The sequence below is a fragment of the Acidovorax sp. Root217 genome (assembly GCF_001428645.1).
Classification (GTDB): domain Bacteria; phylum Pseudomonadota; class Gammaproteobacteria; order Burkholderiales; family Burkholderiaceae_C; genus Acidovorax.
In genome coordinates, this window is the sequence record NZ_LMIH01000010.1 from 134,924 (window position 1) to 158,250 (window position 23,327).

20 protein-coding genes and 1 tRNA gene are annotated in these 23,327 nt (G+C 63.0%); 8 read left to right on the forward strand and 13 right to left on the reverse strand.

The features are described from left to right. Nucleotides 1-4: 4 nt before the first annotated feature. From ASE31_RS08910 to ASE31_RS08920, 3 genes are all read right to left on the reverse strand, one after another. Nucleotides 5-1,276 (reverse strand): YeaH/YhbH family protein, encoded by a 1,272-nt coding sequence (locus tag ASE31_RS08910; RefSeq protein WP_057201289.1) that lies wholly within the window; start codon nt 1,274-1,276, stop codon nt 5-7. A 75-nt stretch (nt 1,277-1,351) separates the two neighbouring features. Further along, nucleotides 1,352-3,274 carry a PrkA family serine protein kinase gene (locus ASE31_RS08915; RefSeq protein ID WP_057201290.1) on the reverse strand — a complete coding sequence of 641 codons (1,923 nt, stop codon included), beginning with the start codon at nt 3,272-3,274 and terminating at the stop codon, nt 1,352-1,354. A 292-nt stretch (nt 3,275-3,566) separates the two neighbouring features. Continuing rightward, entirely contained in the window at nt 3,567-5,423 is a 1,857-nt protein-coding gene (locus ASE31_RS08920; RefSeq protein ID WP_057201291.1) for a M48 family metallopeptidase, read from the reverse strand. A 281-nt stretch (nt 5,424-5,704) separates the two neighbouring features. Here ASE31_RS08920 and ASE31_RS08925 point away from each other — a divergent pair, with 281 nt between their 5' ends. Next, complete coding sequence (locus ASE31_RS08925; RefSeq protein ID WP_057201386.1) at nt 5,705-8,602, forward strand: valine--tRNA ligase; 2,898 nt, start codon at nt 5,705-5,707, stop codon at nt 8,600-8,602. Nucleotides 8,603-8,687: 85 nt separating this feature from the next. Further along, nucleotides 8,688-9,575: a UTP--glucose-1-phosphate uridylyltransferase GalU gene (galU, locus tag ASE31_RS08930; protein WP_057201292.1), complete on the forward strand. Its 888-nt coding sequence runs from the start codon at nt 8,688-8,690 to the stop codon at nt 9,573-9,575. Nucleotides 9,576-9,699: 124 nt separating this feature from the next. On the opposite strand, the gene ASE31_RS08935 is transcribed toward galU, so the two are convergent. From ASE31_RS08935 to cysM, 3 genes are all read right to left on the reverse strand, one after another. Beyond that, entirely contained in the window at nt 9,700-9,939 is a 240-nt protein-coding gene (locus tag ASE31_RS08935) for a sulfurtransferase TusA family protein (protein WP_057201293.1), read from the reverse strand. A 5-nt stretch (nt 9,940-9,944) separates the two neighbouring features. Beyond that, the gene (locus tag ASE31_RS08940; protein ID WP_057201294.1) at nt 9,945-10,511 is read right to left on the reverse strand and encodes an NUDIX domain-containing protein; all 567 of its coding nucleotides are present in this window, start codon (nt 10,509-10,511) and stop codon (nt 9,945-9,947) included. 124 nt (nt 10,512-10,635) lie between these two features. Next, nucleotides 10,636-11,538: a cysteine synthase CysM gene (gene cysM, locus ASE31_RS08945; RefSeq protein WP_057201295.1), complete on the reverse strand. Its 903-nt coding sequence runs from the start codon at nt 11,536-11,538 to the stop codon at nt 10,636-10,638. A 41-nt stretch (nt 11,539-11,579) separates the two neighbouring features. Between cysM and ASE31_RS08950 the strand changes: the two genes are divergently transcribed. The 3 genes from ASE31_RS08950 (at nt 11,580) to ASE31_RS08955 (ending at nt 13,780) form a co-directional block, all read left to right on the forward strand. Continuing rightward, a tRNA-Leu gene (locus tag ASE31_RS08950) sits at nt 11,580-11,664 on the forward strand. Nucleotides 11,665-11,715: 51 nt separating this feature from the next. Next, a complete protein-coding gene (locus ASE31_RS31510; protein WP_157412417.1) occupies nt 11,716-11,868 on the forward strand; it encodes a hypothetical protein in 153 nt (50 codons plus the stop codon). A 604-nt stretch (nt 11,869-12,472) separates the two neighbouring features. Beyond that, a complete protein-coding gene (locus ASE31_RS08955) occupies nt 12,473-13,780 on the forward strand; it encodes an SAM-dependent methyltransferase (protein WP_235514369.1) in 1,308 nt (435 codons plus the stop codon). 9 nt (nt 13,781-13,789) lie between these two features. On the opposite strand, the gene ASE31_RS08960 is transcribed toward ASE31_RS08955, so the two are convergent. The 3 genes from ASE31_RS08960 to ASE31_RS08970 are packed head-to-tail and all read right to left on the reverse strand — an operon-like array spanning nt 13,790 to nt 17,708. Next, nucleotides 13,790-14,971 carry a hypothetical protein gene (locus tag ASE31_RS08960; protein ID WP_157412418.1) on the reverse strand — a complete coding sequence of 394 codons (1,182 nt, stop codon included), beginning with the start codon at nt 14,969-14,971 and terminating at the stop codon, nt 13,790-13,792. After that, nucleotides 14,968-15,642 carry a hypothetical protein gene (locus ASE31_RS08965; protein ID WP_057201298.1) on the reverse strand — a complete coding sequence of 225 codons (675 nt, stop codon included), beginning with the start codon at nt 15,640-15,642 and terminating at the stop codon, nt 14,968-14,970. Before ASE31_RS08965 ends, ASE31_RS08960 begins: the two co-directional genes overlap by 4 nt. Continuing rightward, nucleotides 15,639-17,708 carry a hypothetical protein gene (locus ASE31_RS08970; RefSeq protein ID WP_057201299.1) on the reverse strand — a complete coding sequence of 690 codons (2,070 nt, stop codon included), beginning with the start codon at nt 17,706-17,708 and terminating at the stop codon, nt 15,639-15,641. Before ASE31_RS08970 ends, ASE31_RS08965 begins: the two co-directional genes overlap by 4 nt. 645 nt (nt 17,709-18,353) lie before the next feature. Between ASE31_RS08970 and ASE31_RS08975 the strand changes: the two genes are divergently transcribed. Next, a complete protein-coding gene (locus tag ASE31_RS08975; protein ID WP_235514370.1) occupies nt 18,354-18,554 on the forward strand; it encodes a hypothetical protein in 201 nt (66 codons plus the stop codon). 16 nt (nt 18,555-18,570) lie between these two features. Here the strand turns inward: ASE31_RS08975 and ASE31_RS08980 are convergent, their stop codons facing one another. Then, nucleotides 18,571-19,242, reverse strand: a complete 672-nt coding sequence (locus ASE31_RS08980; RefSeq protein WP_057201301.1) for a GntR family transcriptional regulator — start codon at nt 19,240-19,242, stop codon at nt 18,571-18,573. A 163-nt stretch (nt 19,243-19,405) separates the two neighbouring features. Here ASE31_RS08980 and pcaC point away from each other — a divergent pair, with 163 nt between their 5' ends. Beyond that, the gene (gene pcaC / locus ASE31_RS08985) at nt 19,406-19,804 is read left to right on the forward strand and encodes a 4-carboxymuconolactone decarboxylase (protein WP_057201302.1); all 399 of its coding nucleotides are present in this window, start codon (nt 19,406-19,408) and stop codon (nt 19,802-19,804) included. Between the two features lie 349 nt (nt 19,805-20,153). Here the strand turns inward: pcaC and ASE31_RS08990 are convergent, their stop codons facing one another. The 3 genes from ASE31_RS08990 to ASE31_RS09000 all read right to left on the reverse strand — a co-directional run bounded on the left by ASE31_RS08990 (nt 20,154) and on the right by ASE31_RS09000 (nt 21,850). Beyond that, nucleotides 20,154-20,360: a hypothetical protein gene (locus ASE31_RS08990; RefSeq protein WP_157412419.1), complete on the reverse strand. Its 207-nt coding sequence runs from the start codon at nt 20,358-20,360 to the stop codon at nt 20,154-20,156. A 104-nt stretch (nt 20,361-20,464) separates the two neighbouring features. Then, nucleotides 20,465-20,698: a hypothetical protein gene (locus ASE31_RS08995; protein ID WP_057201304.1), complete on the reverse strand. Its 234-nt coding sequence runs from the start codon at nt 20,696-20,698 to the stop codon at nt 20,465-20,467. Between the two features lie 222 nt (nt 20,699-20,920). Continuing rightward, nucleotides 20,921-21,850 carry a LysR family transcriptional regulator gene (locus tag ASE31_RS09000; RefSeq protein ID WP_057201387.1) on the reverse strand — a complete coding sequence of 310 codons (930 nt, stop codon included), beginning with the start codon at nt 21,848-21,850 and terminating at the stop codon, nt 20,921-20,923. A 208-nt stretch (nt 21,851-22,058) separates the two neighbouring features. Between ASE31_RS09000 and ASE31_RS09005 the strand changes: the two genes are divergently transcribed. Further along, complete coding sequence (locus ASE31_RS09005; RefSeq protein ID WP_057201388.1) at nt 22,059-23,258, forward strand: acyl-CoA dehydrogenase; 1,200 nt, start codon at nt 22,059-22,061, stop codon at nt 23,256-23,258. Nucleotides 23,259-23,327 lie beyond the last annotated feature (69 nt).

Consider the following 23,327-nt stretch of genomic DNA (forward strand, 5'->3'; position numbering starts at 1 on the left):
TGGTTCATAACTGCACCCCCTCTTTCTTGAAGAGGTCGCGGAACACGGGATAGATGTCGCCCGGCTCGGAGACCTTGCGCATGGCGAAGTGCGAAAACTGCGACTGCAGCTGGCTGTACTCCTCCCACAGGTTCTGCTCTTCCTGGGCCACCTGCACATAGGCAAAGTAGCGCACCAGCGGCAGTATCCGGTCCACCAGCAGGCTGCGGCAATTGCCGCTGTCGTTGGTGAAGTTGTCGCCATCGCTGGCCTGGGCGGCATAGATGTTCCAGTCCCCCGCAGGGTAGCGCGCGCGGATGATCTGGTCGAGCAGCACCAGCGCGCTGCTGACCACCGTGCCGCCGCTCTCGGTGGAGTGAAAGAACTGCTCCTCGCTGACCTCGGCGGCCTGCGTGTGGTGGCGGATGAAGACGATGTCGATCTTCTCGTAGTGCCGCGTGAGGAACAGGTATAGCAGGATGAAGAAGCGCTTGGCCAGGTCCTTGCGCGCCTGGTCCATGGAGCCCGAGACGTCCATCAGGCAGAACATCACGGCCTGGCTGTTGGGCACCGGCACCTGCACGCGGGAGCGAAAGCGCAGGTCGATGGGGTCCAGGTAAGGGATGCGACCGGTGCGCTCCTTGAGCTCCTCGATGCGCAGCCGCAGCGCAACCGCTTCGTCGGTGGTGCCGTTGCCTTCTTGCACCAGGGCATCGAGCTGCACCTGCAGAGCCGCCCGTTCGCGGTGCGCCGACTGGCCCAGCGCGATGCGCCGCCCCAGCGCCCCGCGCATGGTGCGCAGCACCGCCAGGTTGTTGGGAATGCCGTTCTGGCTGTAGCCGGCGCGGCGCGGCTTGTACTTCGGGGTCTCGCCGATGTGCGTGCGCAGCAGATTGGGCAGCGCCAGGTCCTCGAAGAAGAGCTGCATGAACTCTTCCTTGGTCAAGGTGAAGGTGAAGTCGTCCTCCCCCTCCCCGCTGTCGCTGGCCTGCGAGCCACCACTGCCCCCTGCCCCGCCCTGGGGCCGCTGGATGCGGTCGCCGCGCACATGCTCCGCGTTGCCCGGGTGCACCATGTCGCGGATGCCGCCCTGGCCATGGTGGAACACCGGCTCGCCGATGTCCTTTTTGGGAATGCTGATGCTCTCGGCCTGCTCGATGTCACGGATGCCACGCTGCGAAACCGCACGGCGCACGCTCTCGGCGATCTGCTCCTTGAAGCGTCGCACAAAGCGTTCGCGGTTACCCACCGATTTGTTCTTGCCGGCGAGCCTGCGGTCGATGATTTGCAATGCCATCCCTTGCCCCCATCATGGGCCAGCGCACCGGTGGGATGCACTGGCAAAACCTTCAAGAGCCTGTTGGCCGCTGCGCTAGCTGCTCTTGCGCACGCGCAGGTACCACTCGCACAGCAGCCGCACCTGCTTGGGCGTATAGCCCTTCTCCACCATGCGGGTGACGAAGTCCTCGTGCTTGCGCGCCTCCTCGGCGCTGCCCTTGGCGTTGAAGCTGATCACGGGCAGAAGCTCCTCTGTGTTGGAGAACATCTTCTTCTCGATCACCAAGCGCAGCTTCTCGTAGCTGGTCCAGCTCGGGTTGTTGCCCTGGTTGTTGGCGCGCGCGCGCAGCACGAAGTTGACGATCTCGTTGCGGAAATCCTTGGGGTTGGCGATGCCCGCCGGCTTCTCGATCTTTTCGAGCTCAGCGTTGAGCGCGCCGCGGTCGAAGACCTCGCCGGTATCGGTGTCGCGGTACTCGTTGTCCTGGATCCAGTAGTCGGCGTAGGTGACGTAGCGGTCAAAGATGTTCTGCCCGTACTCGCTGTAGCTCTCCAGGTAGGCCGTCTGGATCTCCTTGCCGATGAACTCGGCATAGCGCGGCGAGAGGGACTCCTTGATATAGCTGGTGTACTTGGTTTCCAGCTCGGCAGGGAACTGCTCGCGCTCGATCTGCTGCTCCAGCACGTACATCAGGTGCACCGGGTTGGCCGCCACCTCGGCACTGTCGAAGTTGAACACCTTGGACATGATCTTGAACGCAAAGCGCGTGGAGATGCCGGTCATGCCCTCGTCCACGCCCGCGTAATCGCGGTACTCCTGGTAGCTCTTGGCGCGCGGGTCGGTGTCCTTCAGGCTCTCGCCGTCGTACACCTGCATCTTGCTGAAAATGCTGGAATTCTCGGGCTCCTTCAGGCGCGTGAGGATGGCGAACTGCGACATCATCTTCAGCGTGCCCGGCGCGCACACGGCGTTGCCCAGCGACGATTCGCGGATCAGCTTTTCGTAGATTCGGATCTCCTCGCTCACGCGCAGGCAGTACGGCACCTTGACGATGTAGATGCGGTCCAGGAAGGCCTCGTTGTTCTTGTTGTTGCGAAACGCCTTCCACTCGCTCTCGTTGCTGTGGGCCAGCACCACGCCATCGAACGGGATGGCACCAAAGCCTTCCGTGCCCTTGTAGTTGCTCTCCTGGGTGGCGGTGAGCAGCGGGTGCAGCACCTTGATGGGCGCCTTGAACATCTCCACGAATTCCAGCAGGCCCTGGTTGGCCAGGCACAGGCCGCCGCTGTAGCTGTAGGCGTCGGTGTCGTCCTGGGCGAAGGTTTCGAGCTTGCGGATGTCCACCTTGCCCACCAGGCTCGATATGTCCTGGTTGTTCTCGTCGCCCGGCTCGGTCTTGGCGATGCCCACCTGCTTCAGGATGCTGGGGTAGCGCTTGACCACCTTGAACTGGCGGATGTCGCCACCGAACTCCTCAAGCCGCTTGACCGCCCAGGGCGAGAGCACGCGCTGCAGGTAGCGCCGGGGAATGCCGAACTGCTCCTCGAGCACCGGGCCGTCCTCCACCGCGTCGAACAGGCCCAGCGGCGACTCGTTCACCGGCGAGCCCTTGATCGCATAGAACGGCACCTTCTGCATCAGGTACTTGAGCCGCTCGGCAATGGAGCTCTTGCCACCGCCCACCGGGCCCAGCAGGTAGAGGATCTGCTTGCGCTCCTCCAGCCCCTGCGCAGCGTGGCGAAAGAAGCTGACCACCTGCTCGATGGAATCTTCCATGCCGTAGAACTCGGCGAACGCGGGGTAGCGCTTGATCACCTTGTTGGCGAAGAGGCGCGACATGCGCGGATCGTTGCGCGTGTCGACCGTCTCGGGATCCCCAATGGCGGCCAGCATGCGCTGGGCCGCCGTGGCATACGTCATGGGATCACGCTTGCACTCGGCGAGGTACTCGTCGATCGACATTTCCTCTTCACGGCTACGGGCGTAACGCGAGGCGAAATTGCTGATGGCATCCATACGACCTCCTGTGGTAGCACCCTGCGCATGGGTGCCACGGTTTGCAGTGGGAATCGCTAACGGCTCCGGTCCTTTGTAGCACCACGGCCTGCCATTGAACAGGGTAATAGCGCAGGCATGCCGTGCTTTTTTCCAGGGCCATGCACGCTTGGGTAGAGCATGGCACACTGCAGAAAGTTCAGCCGTCCATCACCACTGCAAGAGGACCCTGCAGATCAGCACCTGTCACCAGGCGCAGGGCTGGTATTGGCGGGTCGGCCCTGGCCGCCGCCCGCAGGCTTTGGGCAGGGGCCTACCCTTCCTGCTGGTGCGCGCGCATGATCTGGTGGCGCTGCCAGTAGTGGCCAACGGTGGCGTTGAAATCGTCTTTCTCTTTCTTCAGGCCGGCGAGCTTGATCTTGCTGGTCTTGGCGCCAAGGCCCAGGGCATTTTTCTCGGGGTGGGTGACGACGAGCGCATTGCCAAAGCTGCTTTCCTTGAACTCCAGCGCCTTCACGGCATCCCAGAACACAGTGGTGCCGTCGGCCGAGGTGCTGATGCCGTCGACGCTGACCGTCACCGTCTCGCTGCCTTTCAAGGCGAACTGCACCGGCGGAAAATACTGCAGCACCAGCGCGCGCTCCTCGTCGGTGGCGGGCTCGTAGCGGTAGGCCAGGCTGCGTTCGTGGTCAGCGGCAAAGGCCTGCTCGTATTCGCCCCACATGCGCTGCTCGATGGCATCGGCCGTGAGAATCTGCTGCGCCCAGGTGGCAACAGGCGCCCGCGTGACGATGGCGCCATAGGCGCTCTCGGGCAGCTTCACACCCACGGCACGCATGCGCTCGGTCATGGCAGGGTGCGAGTCGAACGGGTGGGGCACGTTGGCGGACTTCATCTCCTGCAGGAAGTCGGCCGATGCGGCATAGGGTGGCAGCCCCTGGGCCACGTAGCTGGCAATGCCCAGCGCGGCGGAATCGTGCTTGCGGTTCTGGCCGAAAAGCTCGCTCTCGATCTTGGAGCGGTACTGCGCATAGGCAGCAATCTTGATCAGCGACTGCGCTATCGCCTCGGGCGAGATGAGCTTGGCGGCAATACGGTCGGCCTTGAACTCGCGCTCACGGCTTTCGCGCGCCAGAGCCACCTCGAAGATCATGCGGTACAGGTCGAGCAGCGGTGCCACCACGGCCGTGAGCCCGCCGGTGCGCATGGCGTGGCGGTAGTGGTCGTACTGGCTGATCTTGGGGCCCAGCAGCGCGCTGCTCTTGGTGTCGCCACCGCGCAGGTGGGCCAGCTCGTGGCCGAAGACGGCATCGGCTTCCGACTGGTCCAAGAGGCGCAGCAAGGGGATACTCACGAACAGGGTACGCCCCGTGAGCTGCTGGCCGCCCACGGTGAGCGGCGCCTCGGTGACGAAGAAGTTGGCGTCGATGCCGGCCACGATGTGCCTGGGCGGCTCGGTCTTGAGGCGGCCGGCCATGTGGCGGATGCGCTTCCACAGCAGCGGCGCATCGGCCTCGGTCACGAGTTCTCCGTCCACGCGGTTATTCAGCTGCACGCGCTTGAAGATGCCCTTGACGGCCAGGAACACGCCGCCAGCGACCAGAATCCCCACCAGGATGATGAGCTTGGGCGAATACTTGTGAAAGAAGAAGGCCGTCACCCAGAACGACAGCCACACCGCCAGCGCCCCCTGCACCACCAGCGAGGCGGCGCTGGCCCAGGTGGTCAGGTGCCAACCGGTGACGAAGCTGGTGTACTGCATCTTGCGGTCCACAAAGGCCAGGGCCCCCAGGCCCAGCACCGCCACCAGCAGCACCGCGCCGGCCACCATGCTCCACAGCGAGACCTTGCGCACCAGGTTGAACTGCCACAGCTCGCCATAGGTCTCGCACATGGCCTCGCGGTAATCCGCCACCTGAGGGCTCTTGTTGGTGCAGATCGTGGACGGCGGGTTGGCCCGGTAGAAGTCTTTTTGCGCCTGCTTCTCGGCCGCGGGCATGCCTTTTTCGGCGTCGATGCGCTGGCTGATGCGGGTGATGAACTGGGCGTCCTCATCGCGCTGCGCATAGCCGGTGAACAGGTAGGCCGCCAGCGGGATCAGGAACAGCGAGAGCAGCGAATAGGCAAAGACCTTGGCCAGGCCCACGCGCAGGGCAGATGCAATGTTCATACGGGAAGCGGACTGTTTGGTATGGTTTTTCCGGCCATGGAGCCTGGGGGTTGGCACGCAACACCCCCTTTCCTCACTCCATCGCGGCGGATTATCGGCAAACATCTGCTTTCCGCCAGTCGCACAAGGTAACAATTCGATAGCGCGCCGCGAAGTGCCCTGGGCGATGCACACCACCCGGCCGGGACGGTTGGGCCCTTGCTGGCTGACTTAAAATGGCCGGTTCCACCCTCTCGAACGTGGAGGCAGCCCCCGGGCGGCCCCACCACCAGCCCTACCCCATGAGCTCGCCCCTGCAACAAACCGGCCTCGACAGCCTTTCCAAGTCCTTTGAACCCGCCGCCCTGGAGGCCCATTGGGGCCCCGAATGGGAACGCCGTGGCTACGGTGTAGCGGGCTTTCGGGGCACCGGCGTAGCGCAGGCGGGCGAGCCGGCGTTTTCCATACAGCTGCCGCCACCCAATGTGACCGGCACGCTGCACATGGGCCATGCGTTCAACCAGACGATCATGGACAGCCTGACGCGCTACCACCGCATGCGCGGCTTCAACACGGTCTGGGTGCCCGGCACCGACCACGCCGGCATCGCCACGCAGATCGTGGTGGAGCGCCAGCTGCAGGAGCAGGGCATCAGCCGCCACGACATGGGCCCCACCCCGCCCGAAGCACGCAAGAACTTCGTCGCCAAGGTCTGGGAGTGGAAGGAACAGAGCGGCAACACCATCACCACGCAGATGCGCCGCATGGGCGACAGCGTGGACTGGAGCCGCGAATACTTCACCATGGACGACAAGCTCTCCAAGGTGGTGACCGACACCTTCGTGAAGCTCTACGAGCAGGGCCTGATCTACCGTGGCAAGCGCCTGGTGAACTGGGACCCCAAGCTCCAGTCCGCCGTGTCCGACCTCGAAGTCGAGAGCGAGGAGAAGGACGGCTCGCTGTGGCACATCGCCTACCCGCTGGCCGACGGTTCGGGCAGCCTCACCGTGGCCACCACCCGCCCCGAGACCATGCTGGGCGACGTGGCGCTGATGGTGCACCCCGAGGACGCGCGCTACACGCACCTGATCGGCAAGAACGTGGTGCTGCCCCTGGTGGGCCGCGAGATCCCCATCATTGCCGACGACTATGTGGACAAGGAGTTCGGCACCGGCGTGGTCAAGGTCACGCCTGCGCACGACCCGAACGACTATGCCGTGGGCCAGCGCCACCAACTGCCGATGATCGTGGTGCTGACGCTGCAGGCCACCATCAACGACAACGCCCCTGAAAAATACCGCGGCCTGGACCGCTTCGTGGCGCGCAAGGCCATCGTGGCCGACCTGGAAGCCTCGGGCGCGCTGGTGGAGACCAAGAAGCACAAGCTCATGGTGCCCATCTGCACCCGCACCGGCCAGGTGGTCGAGCCCATGCTGACCGACCAGTGGTTCGTGGCCATGAGCAAGGTGAGCGAGCAGGACCCCACGGGCAAGAGCATCGCCCAGAAGGCCATCGACGCCGTGGCCACGGGCGAGGTGCAGTTCGTGCCCGAGAACTGGGTGAACACCTACAACCAGTGGATGAACAACATCCAGGACTGGTGCATCAGCCGCCAGCTGTGGTGGGGCCACCAGATTCCGGCCTGGTACGACGAAGACGGCAACGTGATCGTGGCCCGCAACGAAGCCGAAGCCCAGGCCAAGGCCCCGGGCAAGACGCTGCGCCGCGACGAGGACGTGCTGGACACGTGGTACTCCTCCGCCCTGGTGCCGTTCAGCACCATGGGTTGGCCCGAGCAGGGCGACGGCCCGACCGACGACTACAACCTGTACCTGCCCAGCAGCGTGCTGGTGACCGGCTACGACATCATCTTCTTCTGGGTCGCCCGGATGATCATGATGACCACCCACTTCACGGGCCGCGTGCCGTTCAAGCACGTGTACATCCACGGCCTGGTGCGCGACGCGCAGGGCAAGAAGATGAGCAAGTCCGAGGGCAATGTGCTCGACCCGGTGGACCTGATCGACGGCATCGCCCTCGACCCGCTGCTGGACAAGCGCACCACCGGCCTGCGCAAGCCCGAGACCGCGCCCACGGTGCGCAAGAATACGCAAAAGGAATTCCCCGAGGGTATCCCCGCCTACGGTGCCGATGCTCTGCGCTTCACCTTTGCTGCGCTGGCCAGCCTGGGCCGCAGCATCAACTTCGACAGCAAGCGCTGCGAGGGCTACCGCAACTTCTGCAACAAGCTGTGGAACGCCAGCCGCTTCGTGCTGATGAACTGCGAGGGCCAGGACTGCGGCCTGAAAGAGCACACCAAGGAAGAGTGCCAGCCCGGCGGCCCCGCCCACGGCTACATGCAGTTCAGCCAGGCCGACCGCTGGATCTCCTCGCTGCTGCAAAAGACCGAGGCCGAGGTGGCCAAGGGCTTTGCCGAGTTCCGCCTGGACAACGTGGCCAACACGATCTATGACTTCGTCTGGAACGAGTTCTGCGACTGGTACCTGGAGATCGCCAAGGTGCAGATCCAGACCGGCGCCGAGGCCGAGCAGCGCGCCACGCGCCGCACGCTGATCCGCACGCTCGAAGCCATCCTGCGCCTGGCGCACCCCATCATCCCGTTCATCACCGAAGCCCTGTGGCAGACGGTGGCGCCGGTGGCCGGCCTGCAAGGCGACTCGGTCAGCATCGCCCGCTACCCCGAGGCGCAGCCGAGCAAGATCGACGAGGCCGCCATTGCGCACATGCAGCGCGTCAAGGGCCTGGTGGACGCCTGCCGCACCCTGCGCGGCGAGATGAACGTCTCGCCATCGACCCGCCTGCCGCTGTACACCGTGGGCGATACGGACTTCATGCGCGGCGTGGCACCGGTGCTGCAATCGCTGGCCAAGCTCAGCGAAGTGAAGGTGTTCGACGACGAGGCCGCGTGGGCCGCCGCCGCACAGGCCGCACCCGTGGCCGTGGTGGGCGAGGCGCGCATGTGCCTGCACATGGAGATCGACGTCGAGGCCGAGAAGGCCCGTATCTCCAAGGAAATCGCCCGCCTGGAGGGCGAATTGGCCAAGGCCAACGCCAAGCTCGGTAACGAGGCCTTCGTGGCCAAGGCGCCGCCTGCAGTGATCGACGAGGCCAAGAAGCGCATCGCCGACTTCACCGCCACGCTGGGCCGATTGCGCGATCAGCTTACACGCCTGGGGTAAAAATCCCGCGATACTGAGGGCAGATGCGCCCGGCTCCTTGCCGGGCCCTGCCCTCTTTCTATTTCCCTTTCCTGCAAGGAGCCCCATGACCGTTGCATCCGCCATCCGCAAAGCCGTTTTCCCCGTTGCCGGTCTGGGCACGCGCTTTCTGCCCGCCACCAAGGCATCGCCCAAAGAGATGCTGCCCGTGGTGGACAAGCCGCTGATCCAGTACGCCGTGGAAGAGGCCTACGCCGCCGGCATCCGCCACATGATCTTCGTGACCGGCCGCAGCAAGCGTGCCATCGAGGACCATTTCGACACCGCCTACGAGCTCGAAAGTGAGCTGGAGGCCGCCGGCAAGCAGGAGCTGCTGGCCCTGGTGCGCTCGGTGCAGCCTGACGACATGGACTGCGCCTTCGTGCGCCAGCCCCGCTCGCTGGGCCTGGGCCACGCCGTGCTGTGCGCCGAGCCCCTGGTGGGCAAGGAGCCGTTCGCCGTGCTGCTGGCCGATGACCTGATGGTCGGCCCCAAGGGCGGCCAGCCGGTGCTGGCGCAGATGGCAGCGGCCTTTCGCCAGCAGGGCCGCTCGGTCATCGCCGTGCAGGAGGTGCCCGAGGACCAGGTACACAAGTACGGCATCGTGGCCGGTGAATCCGCCGGGGGCCCGCTGATCCGCATCGACCGCATCGTCGAGAAGCCCAAGGCCGACGTGGCCCCCTCGCGCATGGGCGTGGCCGGGCGCTACATCCTCACGCCCGGCGTGTTCGACGAGATCCGCAACCAGCCGCGCGGCGTGGGCGGCGAGATCCAGCTGACCGACGGCATCGCCCGCCTGATGCAGCACGAGGCCGTCTACGCCTTCCAGTACGAAGGCAAGCGCTACGACTGCGGCAGCAAGGAGGGCTTCCTTGAAGCCACCGTGGAGTTGGCCCTGGAGCACCCTCAGGTGGGCGCCCACTTCCGTGAATACCTCAAGGGGTTGAGCCTGTAAGGTACGCCTTCATGCCGCACCGGTTGCGGCACGCCCACAAAAAAGTCCTCCAGCTGCTGCTTGCAGCAGGAGGACTTTTTGCTGTGGAGCGAGGACTTTCCTCGCTCCATTCAGACCATCGCTGTTACCTGCGGCGCAGGACGTGGATGAACTCTTTCGCCTCGTCGGCCCCTTCGGTCGTCTGCTCCACCAGCTCATTGCCCGTCTGCTTGGCAAACGCCTGAAAGTCGCGCACCGAGCCCACGTCGGTGGACACGACCTTGAGCAACTGGCCGCTGGCCAGGTCAGCCAGCGCCTTCTTGGCCTTGAGGATGGGCAGCGGGCAGTTCAGTCCGCGCGTGTCGATTTCTTTGTGGATGTCCATGGTCGTCAGTCCTTTGGCGGCAGGTCCAGGCCGCGGCGTCGCTCTGCATTTTCTTCGGCGGTGAAGAACACCGGCTCGTGCCCGCGCGTGCGCAGCCAGTCGGCCAGCGCATAGCCGGTGCCGGCGGGCCAGCACTTGAGGTCAGCCAGATCGTACATCCGGTAGTCCACCAGCTCGGGCGAGAGCTTCACCTCGCCATGGGCCACCACATGGTAGGCAATGATGACCTGGTTCATGCGCATGAATTCGTACGCCCCCACCAGGGTGGTGGCGGTCACGTCGAGGTTCGTCTCTTCCTTCACCTCGCGCGCGATGCCTTCCTGCGGTGATTCGCCCGCCTCCATGAAGCCGGTGATCAGCGCGAACATCTTGCCTGGCCAGGCCGCATTGCGCGCCAGCAGCACCTGGCCGTTGACCTCCACGATGGCGGCGAGCACCGGCGTGGGGTTGTTCCAGTGCGTCCAGCCGCAGGCCGGGCAGCGCAGGCGCTGCTTGTCGCCACCATCCTCTGCCACGGTGATGAGGGCCAGCGGTGTGCCGCAATGGGTGCAATGGCGGGGTTCGTACTGCATGTTGCTCTTGATTTTATAGCATCAGCCTTCCCGGATGGGGGCGGGCTGTTGCATGGATTGGTTCATCGTGCGGGGCCGGCGGGCCGCGCCACCACAGCGTAGCAGCGGTGGCCGGCCAGCGCCATCACGCGGGGAACACCCCGGTGGAAAGGTAGCGGTCACCCCGGTCGCAGACCACGAAGACGATGGTCGCGTTGCTCACGCGCTGCGACAGCTGCAGCGCCGCCCAGCAGGCCCCTGCCGCCGAAATGCCGCCGAAGATGCCCTCCTCGCGCGCCAGGCGCCGGGCCATGTCCTCGGCATCATCCTGGCTCACATTCACGGTTTCGTCCACAGCACTCGGATCGAAGATCTTGGGCAGGTATTCCTGCGGCCACTTGCGGATACCCGGGATGCGCGAGCCCTCCTGCGGCTGCGCGCCGATGATCTGGATGCCGGCGTTCTTTTCCTTCAAGAAGCGCGACACGCCCGTGATGGTGCCCGTGGTGCCCATGGCGCTCACGAAGTGGGTGATGCGCCCACTGGTCTGCTCCCACAGCTCGGGGCCCGTGGTCTCGTAGTGGATGCGCGGGTTGTCGGCATTGGCGAACTGGTCGAGCACCTTGCCCTCGCCGCGCTTTTGCATGGCCTCGGCCAGGTCGCGCGCATGCTCCATGCCGCCGCTCTTGGGCGTGAGCACCAGGTCGGCGCCAAAGGCCTTCATGGTCTGGGCGCGCTCCACCGACAGGTCTTCGGGCATCACCAGCACCATGCGGTAGCCCTTGATCGCCGCCGCCATGGCCAGCGCAATGCCGGTGTTGCCCGAGGTCGCCTCGATCAGCGTATCGCCGGGGCGGATGTCGCCGCGCTCTTCGGCGCGGCGGATCATCGACAGCGCCGGCCGGTCTTTCACCGAGCCCGCCGGGTTGTTGCCTTCGAGCTTGCCCAGGATCACGTTGCCCCGCGCGGTGCTGTCTGCCGCCCCAATGCGCTGCAGCGCCACCAGCGGCGTCTTGCCAATCGCGTCTTCAATCGTCGGATATTTCATGCGCCCTACTGTGCCATAATTTGAGTCTTCACGAATTCCCTGCCCGGGTGGTGAAATTGGTAGACGCAGGGGACTCAAAATCCCCCGCCGCAAGGCGTGCCGGTTCGATTCCGGCCCCGGGCACCATGGCTTCCGGCCATGGTTCAGGAATGTGTTCCGCAAAGCGCCTGATGCTGAATGCCCGACGTCCCTGCCCAGTCGGCGTTAGCGGCCTTCGCGGTCAAGCTCAACCAAGTTGCCCAGTCCATGCGCCAGACGCTCATCTACGACCAGGGCAAGGAGATGTCCCGCCATTGGGAGTTCGCACAGGCCACAGGTGTACTTCTGTGATCCGCACAGCCCTTGACAGAGGGGCAGTGGCGAGAATACCAAGGGGTTGAGTTTCTGCCCAAAGGTTCGCGCCTGGGCGTCCACGATCAGGTTGCCCTGGACTCCATTGCCAATCTGACAAACAACAGGCCCCCCGAGACACTGGGCTGGAAGTCACCTTGTTAAGCGCTCCAGCAGCTCATGCAGTCGATTTTGCAGTGTCAGGACACGACTGAGGCTGTTTGAAAACGCGCATTGCTCCCTCGATCTGACGATCCGCTCAGAAATCGACCGCTCAAAACGGCCTACAACGTACGATCTCGATGCGAGCAACGGTTGAAGTACCCCCGCGAAAGTCCTGCATCGACGTTTTCACACAGCCTCGACCATTCACTGGCACTGACCGAATCTCAATCAGCTGTGTTGCACTTCAAGTTTGACACCCTTCGGTGATTTCGAAGCGATCCGTACTGCGTTAGTGCTCCAGCACTGCTGGGCACAAAAAGCTTGCGATCCCGTCGCGCAGGTGCCAGCAGTGTTAGGGCTTCCAGTGCCGCCTCAAGTGACACGTCTGTCACAATCCAAGTCAACTATGCGAAGCCCACCCGAGCGCTACCTTCAAACCTTGCGCGATCATTTCACGTCGGCCCCCGATTGGTTCGACACAAGGTCCGACTCGAAAAAGCACGACCGCCCCAGCGCAACCGGTGCCGCACTCACGACCCATATGCACGGGCATGAGACGGCGTTCCAGCGCTGGTTTCACTTCAAGGAGGCGTTCTCACCGGAGTTCGTCGCTGCGGCCATTGGATCGCTCGGGTACCGCCCTCAACACTTGATCGACCCGTTTGGGGGGTCAGGCACCAGCGCTATCACATCGCAGCTGCTCTCCATTGATGCAACCACGGTGGAGGTCAATCCGTTCCTTGCTGATGTCATCAAAGCCAAGGTGAGTCCACTGACCGCCGAGAAGTTGCGCTCGGCCGCGGCTGACTTTCAAGCACAGTTGCAAGATACTCCCGCAGACCTGAGCCGTCTGGCTCACCTGCCATCGACGTTCATCGAATCAGACGAGAAAGATCGCTGGATATTCCCGCGTGACGTGGCAGGGCGCCTAGCACAGTACCTCACCTGTATTGAATTCATAAAGGACGCTGACATACAACGTTTCTTCCGCGTGGTGCTAGGCGCTGTGCTGGTGGACTGCAGTAACGTCTATGTGAATGGCAAAGGCCGTCGCTACCGCCGTGCCTGGAAGCTTAACCAGCCCACGATCGAAAAGCTTGACGAGTACTTTGGCCGTCAATTCAACACATCTTTCGAAGACGTACTACGTTTCGAGGGTCGTCCGCGGTCGCGGGTCACAGTGATCAATGGCGATTCACGAGCGGCGCTACAGCAGGTTCAAGAGCCCGCCGACCTGATCGTATTCTCTCCTCCGTATCCCAATTCTTTCGACTACACCGACATCTACAACGTGGAGCTTTGGATGCTGGGGTACTTCGGTTGCGCTGCCGATAACACCCGCCTGCGTAACGAAACCTTACGGTCTCATGTGCAGATTAGGCGTAACTACGAAGGCCCCGTCGGCGAATCCAGCACGCTGGAGCGCACACTGAAAGCCCTAGATGAACAGCGCCACTCACTGTGGGACAAGAACATCCCGGAAATGATCGGCGCGTACTTCCGAGATTTGGAACTAGTGCTTGAGCAATCCAAACGGCTGCTTGCAAATGACGGCCGCGTCATGATGGTCGTAGGCGACTCCCGCTACGCCAATACACGCATCGAGGTCGCCACCGTGCTAGCCGAGCTGGCTCGAAGTATGGGTTTCGGTCGCGTGGCTACCAAGGAGGTCCGCCAGATGCGCGCCAGCGCACAGCAAGGTGGCAGCTACCAGCTTGCTGAAAGTATCGTCGAGCTCAGCATTTAGTCGCCATCGTCAAGGCTTGTTTGACGAAGGCGCTGAAGGAGTAGTTGGCTGTACGATTGAGCCGGGCAATGCGGTGGCCGTCCCATCGCCGTTTACTGCGGGAGGTGCGCTTGTGGCCGGCGCGAGTAGCGGGAAACGGTCCTTCCGATGCTCTTCGTTCGACGCAGTGATCCAGTACCTGCGCCCTATAACGTTGAGTTGAATGGCGGCGTTTTGCACGGCTTTCTCTATCTCCGGGCGATTGCCGGCGCAGAAGTCGTAAACGCAAAGAAAAGCCCCATCGAGCTTCTCTTGGTCGCGATAGGCGTGCGTCTGCTGAACGCCCGACACAGCCCATTTGACGTTATCGTTCAGTCCGATCTTGGTGGGAGTCGTGGTGCCAGGCTGAGGCGTATGACAGTCGCGCGTTACCTTCAACTCGAACACCGCGCTACTATCTGAATTATGGTCCGGAGTAAATATGAGGTCCGCGCGCCCATTGCCGATCTTGACTTCCTGCTTCACTTTTGCGCGGTCGGCGTACGCGCCCAATAGGTACAACCACAGATCGTGTTGCACGATCGCCTCAGGCGGGCTAACCGTGACGCGCTCTTTCGCGTCCTTCCACCAGGTTACGGTTTGTCGCGCCACCTTCTCATAAAACTCACTGAGCTTGTCATCCAACGTGTTGAGGTTCAAGGCCACCGGCGCATCGTCCAGCAGCTTCTGAAATGGCTGCGTGCCCGCGTCCATCCCTTGCATCCAGATCCACAACTCCGTCGTGCTCATCAATGCGATCGTGAGGCAGTCGCCCAAGCCAGCTTGCACTATGGTCTGTTCCACGTCATTGACGTCCAAGACCTGCTGGGGCTTCGTGAAAGCGCCGGCGTTCAACGCGCCGACGCCGAAGGTTCCAGACAGCGCGTCGGCGACACGGGATCCGAGCATAGGGCGACGCACCCAGCCAAGCTCCTTGCCGATCGTTGCCCAATCAGGCACATAGACCAGCACGACAGGATGCGCGAGTGCCTCTCCTTTGGTCCGCAGCAGTCTCGCATGGTCTGCGAGCCTGCGTGTCCAGGCATCCAGAAATGATTCCTTCGTTCCCACATCAGCGACAGACACGACGGCCGCACCGTCACTTACAACAGCAGCAACAGCCTGCTGGTTCGCCCCCCCCAAGCCAGGGAGAGTGGTGGAGCTTCCATTCATGCTGGGGCCAACGCCTTATCCAAGTAGTCGCAATACAACCTCACGCCGTCCCGCTGGGCGTCTGGGCGCAAAGCGCGAAGTTTTTCGATGAGCAAGCGTGCCAAGCCCATGTTCTTGTTGTCAGAACTCCATTCGGAAAAGTCCACCACCTCACCGTCGAGGACAAGGGCATCACCGTAGTTTGCATCGATCGCGCCGATGTCAGCGCGCTCATATAAAAAACGACCAAAGCAGGCGCAAACAAGTTCGCAAAGCAGCTGAGCGGTTCTTTGTGCTTCCATCGAATGAGCGACGATGGCCTGGCTGATCTGCGCGCCGCGCTCGCCCAGGGCGTAGTGCGCGGCGAGGTGCCCTTTCACACCAAACTCCACATGTTCGATCGTGAGCACGCCAGCGAAGGCCAGACGATCGACCTCACGCTGAACGTCAGGAAAGAACGGATACGCTCCGCGCTTTAGCACCCGACCGCGAACTCGCGTGACGCCGTAAAGATCGGCCAACGTATTGGCCAAATACAGGATGACGTGCAATTGTGCCGTGGATACAGGCGTTAGTCCCATGCGCTGGGATTCGGAAATGCAAAGCACCACCCACGCCTTCCACATGCCAGCGCTTTCCAGGCTCGCCGACTTCCCGTCGGACTCGCCCGGCTTGAGGCCGCCCTGACTCATGGTGCCCTCGCGCCGTCACGGCGCTCGGGATAGATCGCCAGATCTCGTTCCTCCTCGTAGGCGGCGCGAAACCTATCCAACGCGCGGGTGGGCGCGGCAATCCTGATCAAGTCCAGCACGTGGGAATCCCGAGCTTCGGGCGGGATCGTCTCCGGCATCTCACTCACTTGCTCATCAACTACTTGGCCGTAAAACTGCTTGTCCGGATAGGCACCGAAGAGCGCTGGGATCATTTCCTCACGGTTGACGTTGGACGAGGCGATCAGTCGCGTACCGTGGGCAGGGCCAGTCTTGGTGGCGAATCGACGCAGCAGGTCAGCGGCACGCGGCACGAAGACCGAATCGAGGCTGGCCTCCGGCGTCTCCAAAATCAGCATGGTCGGGGCTCCCGGCGCAGCCAATGCCAGCAAGGCCATCCTAAAGGCCAAGTCGATGAACTCCTTCTGTGACTCCGATACCGATTGCCCTGCCTCGCGCACGGTCGCGCCGCCGCGATGAACACCTGAAGTAAGCGCAGGGATGAAATGAGGAAACGGAAACTGCTCAGTGTTGGCCCGCTGCCCCAGTTGCCGATAGCGCGGCGAATACTTGATCTCGCATTGCTCGGCTAGGAATCCACTGATGTATCTCGCGAAGGTCTGCTCGATTTCCGCAGAGACTGCCTGAACTTCCTGATGGATGATTTCAGCCAACTCTCCGAACTGCTTGGCCAACTCGACTCGCTCGACGTCCAGTTGGTTGAGAACCGCTTCGAAGCTCAGCATTTGCTGGTGGAGTTCGTCCCGCTGGGCCATCACAGCCGGGATACTCTGCCCAAGTTTCTTGAGCTGAAGCTCGAGATCGACGATGGAGCCGGTTACCGAGACGAGCTCGGCAGACGTTGTCGAGTAATCCTCTTCAGCAGACTGCAGCGGCGCCGCCATAGCGGCGAGATTGAACTCAGCTGCTGCAATCTCCAGGCGCTGCGCTTCGATGTCTTCGCCAGCAAAAGGATCTGTTGCCGGGCTGTGAGCGTCCTCCAGCAGGCTGTCACATACCGGGCAGATGTTCATCATGAGCTTAGCGGCGACGCGCTGCGTCGCCTCCTTGCCACTGTTGCCGCATACCAAGCATCCCACACCCGCCTCGAAGTGCGCCAAAATGTATCGAGCCGGGCCGTCCAGTGACGGGAAGAACGACTCGTAGAAGGAGTTGAGCTGGGCCGCCAACGATGCACGCTTCTCGTGTATCTCCTGCCGACGGTTCTCCATCTGCTCGCGGAGATCGTCGCGCGTCCGACTCAGTTCGTTTTTACGAGCGGCGAGATCCTTCAGCTGACTACGGCGCTCGTCGAGCGTCTTGACCAGCATTTCGATCTGACCACCCTCAATCGTGCTGTTCTGCTTGTCAAGCTTGCGCTTGCGTCCGTGCACCACCGCGTGCATGTTTCGATACTCGCTGTCCTTGCTGAGAAGGTCGTTGAAGAGTTCAACGTAGTGCGTGCGCTCACCTATAGCCCCGAAGAGGATGCCCAAGATGTCGCCCTGCGCGGCCGGGTCCCATACCAAGCTGCGGCGATCTTCCAAGTAAAAAATAACATAGCGCAGCAAGAACACGAAGTCATCGAACGACGACAGTCCAGCGGCGACCTGCACCGTGTCGCGGTAGGCGGCTTCCAACTCGGCAGCTCGCCCGTGCGGCACTTGCTGCTGGTCCACCCACAGTTCCGTCACATCCAGATTGGCCAGCGAGCGCGTAACTTCGAAATGCCGCTCGCCGAGCTTGAACCAGATCGTCACCTTCGCGTTTACGGCGTCATCGGGAACCCTCTTGCGAAACCAGTTCCGCTCGACAGGAATCAGGCGGCGCTTTTTGTCGCCCAGGGCGTCGTCGCCAGGTACGTCAGAGGCTCCAGACAGCGAGCGGAGCAGGATGTTGAGTAGCGTCGTCTTGCCGAGGCCGTTGATGCCGACGATGATGTTCACGCCGTCCACGAAATGGTGGTCGAGGCCTGGCTTATCGGCGGTCCCGACGTAAAGGCCATATTCCGTGACGCGCACGCGCTCCAAAACCGGGAAGTTAGCCATGTACGCCTCTCAGGGACAAACACTGGAAAGCAACCGGTCGGCCACAGATCAAAGTTGAGTGGCGGCTTGGATTCAAAGCGTGCAACAAGCAGCGCTGAATCGAGAGGTTTCGAGGGGAAAACGAAGCGTGCATGCTTGAAATTTCGGAGACGAATTCTTAATTGCATCGATCCGCTTCATGTTAAGTGCATAAGACACTTTTGGTTTCAATATTTTGGTTTTTCCAGTAGCCATGCCCATTTTTGACGCTACTCCTATGGCCGCCGTAAAAGTACGGTAGGTGCGATGATGAGGAGTGGCAGCGTCCGCAGTACAGTACAGGTACACAAATCCGATTTAGGAAATTTCGCTAGCCTACTGACGTGGAATTACCGTTCCCTTCTCCAACTTTCGCTCAGCTTCGTACCGTTTACCCAGACAGAGCACGTCACACAGCGACTCACCCCCGCCGCAAGGCGTGCCGGTTCAATTCCGACCCCGACACCATGACTTGCTTTGGTTTGATGGCAATAGGCGCCTTGTCGGTGCTGGCATTGGTGTAAGGCCTATCGCCAAATACAGTTTCACTTGTGACTCGAATGCTGCTGCGACGCCCAAATACCGGCAACCGGGAGGTTCTCAATGTTCAATACAGGCCGATGGAATGTGACCGACGCGTCTGGGCGACACGTTGGCGTGGTCGATGGCGACGAGTACGTGCGCGATGGCGAACACCTGCTCTACCGCATCGACGGCAATGAACTCTACTCCGCGGGTCCCGAAGGGCGCCTCTACGGCTTCATCGAGGGCGAGCTGGTGATCGCCCCTGCGACCAGTGCACTGCTGCTGCGGTTCATCAAGGAATAAGCCAACCCCTGCCCCGCTACGGCTTGTGCTCCATGCTGCGGAGCACGTTCTCCCCGGCCTTCTGCACATGCGCGGCCGACAGCCGGGCGGCTGCCTCGCCGTCGCCGCGCTCGATGGCGGACACGATGGCGTTCAACTCCTGCAGCGTATAAGGCAGCCGCTCGGGCTGGGCCATGGAGATGCGGCGCAGCACCGTCACGCGGTTGTTGAGCTGGCGCAGCATCTGGCCGGCGACGAGGTTGCCGCAGCCGTCGACGAGGATTTCGTAGAACTGGTTCTTGGCCTGGAGCAGCCGGGCCCGGTCCTGCGCCAGGGCGGGTTTGGCCAGTTCGTTGAGCTTGGCGCGCAGGGCGCGCACCTGCTCGGGCGGGGCTTTGAGCGCGAATCCCCTGGCGGCCAGGCTTTCGAGGTGGGCGCGCACTTCGTAGATGTCGCGCACCTCACTGGGTGAGATGGTGCTCACTTCGGGCCCGCGGTGCGGGACGATGGTGATGAGCCCTTCGGCCTGCAGGTGCTGCAGTGATTCGCGCACGCAGGAGCGGCTGACCTCCAGGCTTTCGCACAGCTCGCGCTCCGAGAGCTTCTGGCCGGGCGAAAAGACCCCGTCGAGGATGGCCTGGCGCAGCGCGCTGGTGGCGCGCTCGCGCAGCGAGGTTTCTTCACGGGGCACAGGGAGCATGGCGGTCATCGCGGCATCCTAGCGGATCTTCCTGCAAACAGATTGTCCGACAACATACGATTCTTGCCTTCTGGTACAGCTTTATCATATGATTGTCAGACAATCTTATTGTCTTTAAATTGCGGCGCAGGTTTGCGCTGTTTTTTCATTCCTTTGCCCTCCAGGAGTTTTCATGACCCGAGCCCTCGCCCCCAAGAACCCCGCCCTGTTCGACCAGGGCTTGTCCACCCGCCGCGAGGTACTGGGTGCCGCCTACGTCGACGCCGCGATCCAGAATGCGACGGACTTCAACATCGACATGCAGGAGATGGTGACCCAGTACTGCTGGGGCGATGTGTGGAACCGGCCCGGGCTGGACCGCAAGACGCGCTCGTTCCTGAATCTGGCCATGCTCACGGCGTTGAACCGCCCGCACGAACTCAAGCTGCATGTGCGTGGGGCGATCAACAACGGGCTGACGCGTGACGAGGTGAAGGAAGTGTTCCTGCAAACCGCGATCTACTGCGGCGTGCCCGCAGCGATCGACTCCTTCCGCGTGGCGGCGGAGGTCTTCAAAGAAATGGACAAGTAACGGAGACGAACCAAGGCACCACACCGGGGTGTGGCGCCTTGCGCCCACGGGCCCTGCAACCGACCCTGAGGGGCGGATGGGCTAGGGCCTGTTCACACTAATTTCGGGGATCGCGTTGCGCGGCCTGGGGGCTGGATGCAAAGCGCCCGCGTGCAGCAAGGTGTGCACCTTGCAAGCGCGGGCAACGCCGCAGACGGCCCCCAGGCCGGCCAACCCGAAGGGAAGGCCCTTGCCGGCGCGCCACTCGTTGTTGCGCTCCTTGCGTGTGCAAATGCACACGCTGCGTCACGCGCCTAGACTGTCAGGCCGGCAAGGGCCTTCGCGACCCCGAAATTAGTGTGAACAGGCCCTAAGGCTTGCGAGCCCCCGACGCAATCTCGTCCAGCGCCTGCATGGCCTCTTCGCGGCTGGCCCAGCCATCGTTGGTGACCAGCGTGTTGTGGCCGTCCACCACCAGGTTGCTGCAGTAGTACCGGCCCGCCTGCTCGCGCAGCGTGGCCGAGTAGGTCGATCCGTCGTACTCACCGAAAACGTTCTCTTCCTGCGGGTCTTGCATCATGGCCTCCTTGTACCTGCCATTGTGCGATGACCTGCAGCCCCGGTGTGTAGGCGCAGCGCGCAGGGCCTGCCCAAACCGGCAGGCCGCGAGCGCCGTGTGGGTCAGTTGTTCTGCCTGCGCACCAGGTGGCGGCCGGTGTCGGTGATGGCCAGTTGGCCCGATGCGTTCTTGGTGATGAAGCCGTGCTCGTACAAACGCCCGGACATATGCTCCTTCAGCGCCGAAGTGACGCTGATGTTCTCCATCTCCAGGTGCTTGAGGGTGGCGATTTCGTCCACCGTGGGCTCGAAATGGGGGGCATGGTAGACGGGGCTGTAGTTCGCGTTCAATGTCATGACGGCTCCTTGATGAAATAGTGAAGGTATGAGGTGCCTGCATGGCCCGGGGCGTTGCCCCAAAGGCCATACACCCGGTGTGACCCACGCGCACCGCATACGTTCCGTCCATCTTTCCACTCGGGCTGTAGGACCAGGGAGGACGCGGCCCTCACCCCACCATTGCCCGCGCCACCAGCGTAGACCTGTCCGCTGCGGGGCGCAAGCGGGGGAGCTCCTTGATCAGGCACTGCCCCGAGCGGACTGCTGCAGCCATTGCGAAAACGCCGCCAGCACGGGCGACTGCACATGCGCGGGGCTGACGAGGTAGTAGCCGCGCTCGCCCTGCAGCGGCTGGTTGCAGGCCACCACCAGTTCGCCGCGCGCCAGCTCGGCTTCGATGAGCAGGGGCGGGATCAGCGCCACGCCCAGGCCGCAGGTGGCGGCCACGGCCAGCATGGAAAACAGCTCGTAGCGCGGGCCGTCGAGCGCATGCGGCGCATCGACCCCCATGGCCTCGAACCATTGGCGCCAGCCATAGGGGCGCGTGCTTTGCTGCAGCAGCGGCAGCTCGGTCAGCACCGCAGGGGCCACCGGCTGGTAGGCGCGGCCCAGGCCGCGCTGCGCGGCGGCTTCGAGCAGGCGCGGGCTGCACACGGGCACCACGTCCTCGGTCATGAGCAACTGCGCGGTGATACCAGGCCAGTTGGCCACCTGCTCGGCCGTGCCGGCGTACAGGGCGGCGTCGAACGGGGCGTCGGCAAACAGAAAGGGCCGGGTCTGCGTCTCGATATGCACCACGATGTCGGGGTGCTGCTGCGCCAGCAGCGGCAGGCGCGGTATCAGCCAGCGGGTGGCAAAGGTGGGCACGGCCGCCAGCGACAAGGTGCCGCCCTGGCCCTGGTGGGCCATCACGTCGAGCGTGTCGCGCTCGAGCCCCTGCAGCCAGCGCGCGACCTGGCGGCCATAGTGCGCCCCAGCGGGCGTGAGCACCACGCCATGGCGTGTGCGCCGGAACAGCGCCACGCCCAGAAACTCTTCGAGCGCCTGGATCTGGCGCGACACGGCGCTTTGGGTGAGCGACAGCTCCTGCGCGGCGCGGGTGTAGCTCTCGTGCCGGGCGGCGACTTCAAAACAGGCCAGTGCCTGGGTAGAGGGAATATTGCGGCGCATGCTGAACAGGAACTTGGAAACACTTTGAACCTGCAAATTATCAGCTCAAATTGAGCTACCAGTATTCCATACATTCCAAAAACGCATTTCTGGATGAAAAGAACTCGCTTGCTGGCAGGCAGCGACAGGCCTACGATGGCACCCATTCGCAGCACGGCCCCGTACCGTGCCTCCCTCTTTCATCTGCTTCTTCACGGAGACACGCACCATGGCCAAAAACGCCGCCTTCCATTGGGACGACCCCTTTCTTCTCGACCAGCAACTGAGCGACGACGAGCGCATGGTGCGCGATGCCGCAGCAGCCTACTGCCAGGACAAGCTGGCTCCGCGCGTGCTCGACGCCTTCCGCCACGAGAAGATGGACACCACCATCTTCCGCGAGATGGGCGAAGTGGGCCTGCTGGGCCCCACCATCCCCGAGCAGTACGGCGGCCCGGGCCTGAACTATGTGGCCTACGGCCTGATCGCCCGCGAGGTGGAGCGCGTGGACTCGGGCTACCGCTCGATGGCCAGCGTGCAGAGCTCACTGGTGATGGTGCCGATCTATGAATTCGGCACCGAAGCCCAGCGCCAGAAGTATTTGCCCAAGCTGGCCAGTGGCGAGTGGATCGGCTGCTTCGGCCTGACCGAGCCCGACCATGGCTCGGACCCCGGCAGCATGGCCACGCGCGCCTACAAGGTGGACGGCGGCTACAAGCTCAAGGGCAGCAAGATGTGGATCACCAACAGCCCCGTGGCCGACGTGTTCGTGGTCTGGGCCAAGGAAGTCTCCGAAGGCGGCGCCGTGGGCCCCATCCGCGGCTTTGTGCTGGAAAAGGGCATGAAGGGCCTGACGGCCCCGGCCATCCACGGCAAGGTGGGCCTGCGCGCCAGCGTGACGGGCGAGATCGTGATGGACGATGTGTTCGTGCCTGAAGAAAACGCCTTCCCCGAAGTGCAGGGCTTGAAGGGCCCCTTCACCTGCCTGAATAGCGCGCGCTACGGCATTGCCTGGGGTGCGCTGGGCGCGGCCGAGTTCTGCTGGCACACCTCGCGCCAGTACACGCTGGACCGCAAGCAGTTTGGCCGCCCCCTGGCTGCCAACCAGCTGATCCAGAAGAAGCTGGCCGACATGCAGACCGAGATCGCCATCGGCCTGCAGGCCTGCCTGCGCCTGGGCCGCATGAAGGACGAAGGCACGGCTGCGGTGGAAGCCACCTCGCTGATCAAGCGCAACAGCTGCGGCAAGGCACTGGACATCGCCCGCCTGGCCCGCGACATGATGGGTGGCAACGGCATCAGCGACGAGTTCGGCGTGGCCCGCCACCTGGTGAACCTGGAAGTGGTGAACACCTATGAAGGCACGCACGATGTGCATGCGCTGATCCTGGGCCGCGCGCAAACGGGTATCGCCGCCTTCAGCAACTAAGAGCGCCTAACAAAACTCTTCTGGCGTCGTTGCTGCGTCTTGTCGTACTACTCGTACTGCCTGCGACGC

Coding starts and splice junctions, on each gene's coding strand:
- ASE31_RS08965 (WP_057201298.1), bottom strand. CDS start 15,642: ATGAGTCAGGGCGGCCTCAAGCCGGGCGAGTCCGACGGGAAGTCGGCG.
- pcaC (WP_057201302.1), top strand. CDS start 19,406: ATGACCCGAGCCCTCGCCCCCAAGAACCCCGCCCTGTTCGACCAGGGC.
- ASE31_RS09000 (WP_057201387.1), bottom strand. CDS start 21,850: ATGCGCCGCAATATTCCCTCTACCCAGGCACTGGCCTGTTTTGAAGTC.
- ASE31_RS08980 (WP_057201301.1), bottom strand. CDS start 19,242: ATGACCGCCATGCTCCCTGTGCCCCGTGAAGAAACCTCGCTGCGCGAG.
- ASE31_RS08940 (WP_057201294.1), bottom strand. CDS start 10,511: ATGCAGTACGAACCCCGCCATTGCACCCATTGCGGCACACCGCTGGCC.
- ASE31_RS08925 (WP_057201386.1), top strand. CDS start 5,705: ATGAGCTCGCCCCTGCAACAAACCGGCCTCGACAGCCTTTCCAAGTCC.
- ASE31_RS08995 (WP_057201304.1), bottom strand. CDS start 20,698: ATGACATTGAACGCGAACTACAGCCCCGTCTACCATGCCCCCCATTTC.
- ASE31_RS09005 (WP_057201388.1), top strand. CDS start 22,059: ATGGCCAAAAACGCCGCCTTCCATTGGGACGACCCCTTTCTTCTCGAC.
- ASE31_RS08970 (WP_057201299.1), bottom strand. CDS start 17,708: ATGGCTAACTTCCCGGTTTTGGAGCGCGTGCGCGTCACGGAATATGGC.
- ASE31_RS08935 (WP_057201293.1), bottom strand. CDS start 9,939: ATGGACATCCACAAAGAAATCGACACGCGCGGACTGAACTGCCCGCTG.
- ASE31_RS08915 (WP_057201290.1), bottom strand. CDS start 3,274: ATGGATGCCATCAGCAATTTCGCCTCGCGTTACGCCCGTAGCCGTGAA.
- ASE31_RS08920 (WP_057201291.1), bottom strand. CDS start 5,423: ATGAACATTGCATCTGCCCTGCGCGTGGGCCTGGCCAAGGTCTTTGCC.
- ASE31_RS08990 (WP_157412419.1), bottom strand. CDS start 20,360: ATGCAAGACCCGCAGGAAGAGAACGTTTTCGGTGAGTACGACGGATCG.
- ASE31_RS31510 (WP_157412417.1), top strand. CDS start 11,716: ATGCCCGACGTCCCTGCCCAGTCGGCGTTAGCGGCCTTCGCGGTCAAG.
- cysM (WP_057201295.1), bottom strand. CDS start 11,538: ATGAAATATCCGACGATTGAAGACGCGATTGGCAAGACGCCGCTGGTG.
- ASE31_RS08910 (WP_057201289.1), bottom strand. CDS start 1,276: ATGGCATTGCAAATCATCGACCGCAGGCTCGCCGGCAAGAACAAATCG.
- ASE31_RS08960 (WP_157412418.1), bottom strand. CDS start 14,971: ATGAATGGAAGCTCCACCACTCTCCCTGGCTTGGGGGGGGCGAACCAG.
- galU (WP_057201292.1), top strand. CDS start 8,688: ATGACCGTTGCATCCGCCATCCGCAAAGCCGTTTTCCCCGTTGCCGGT.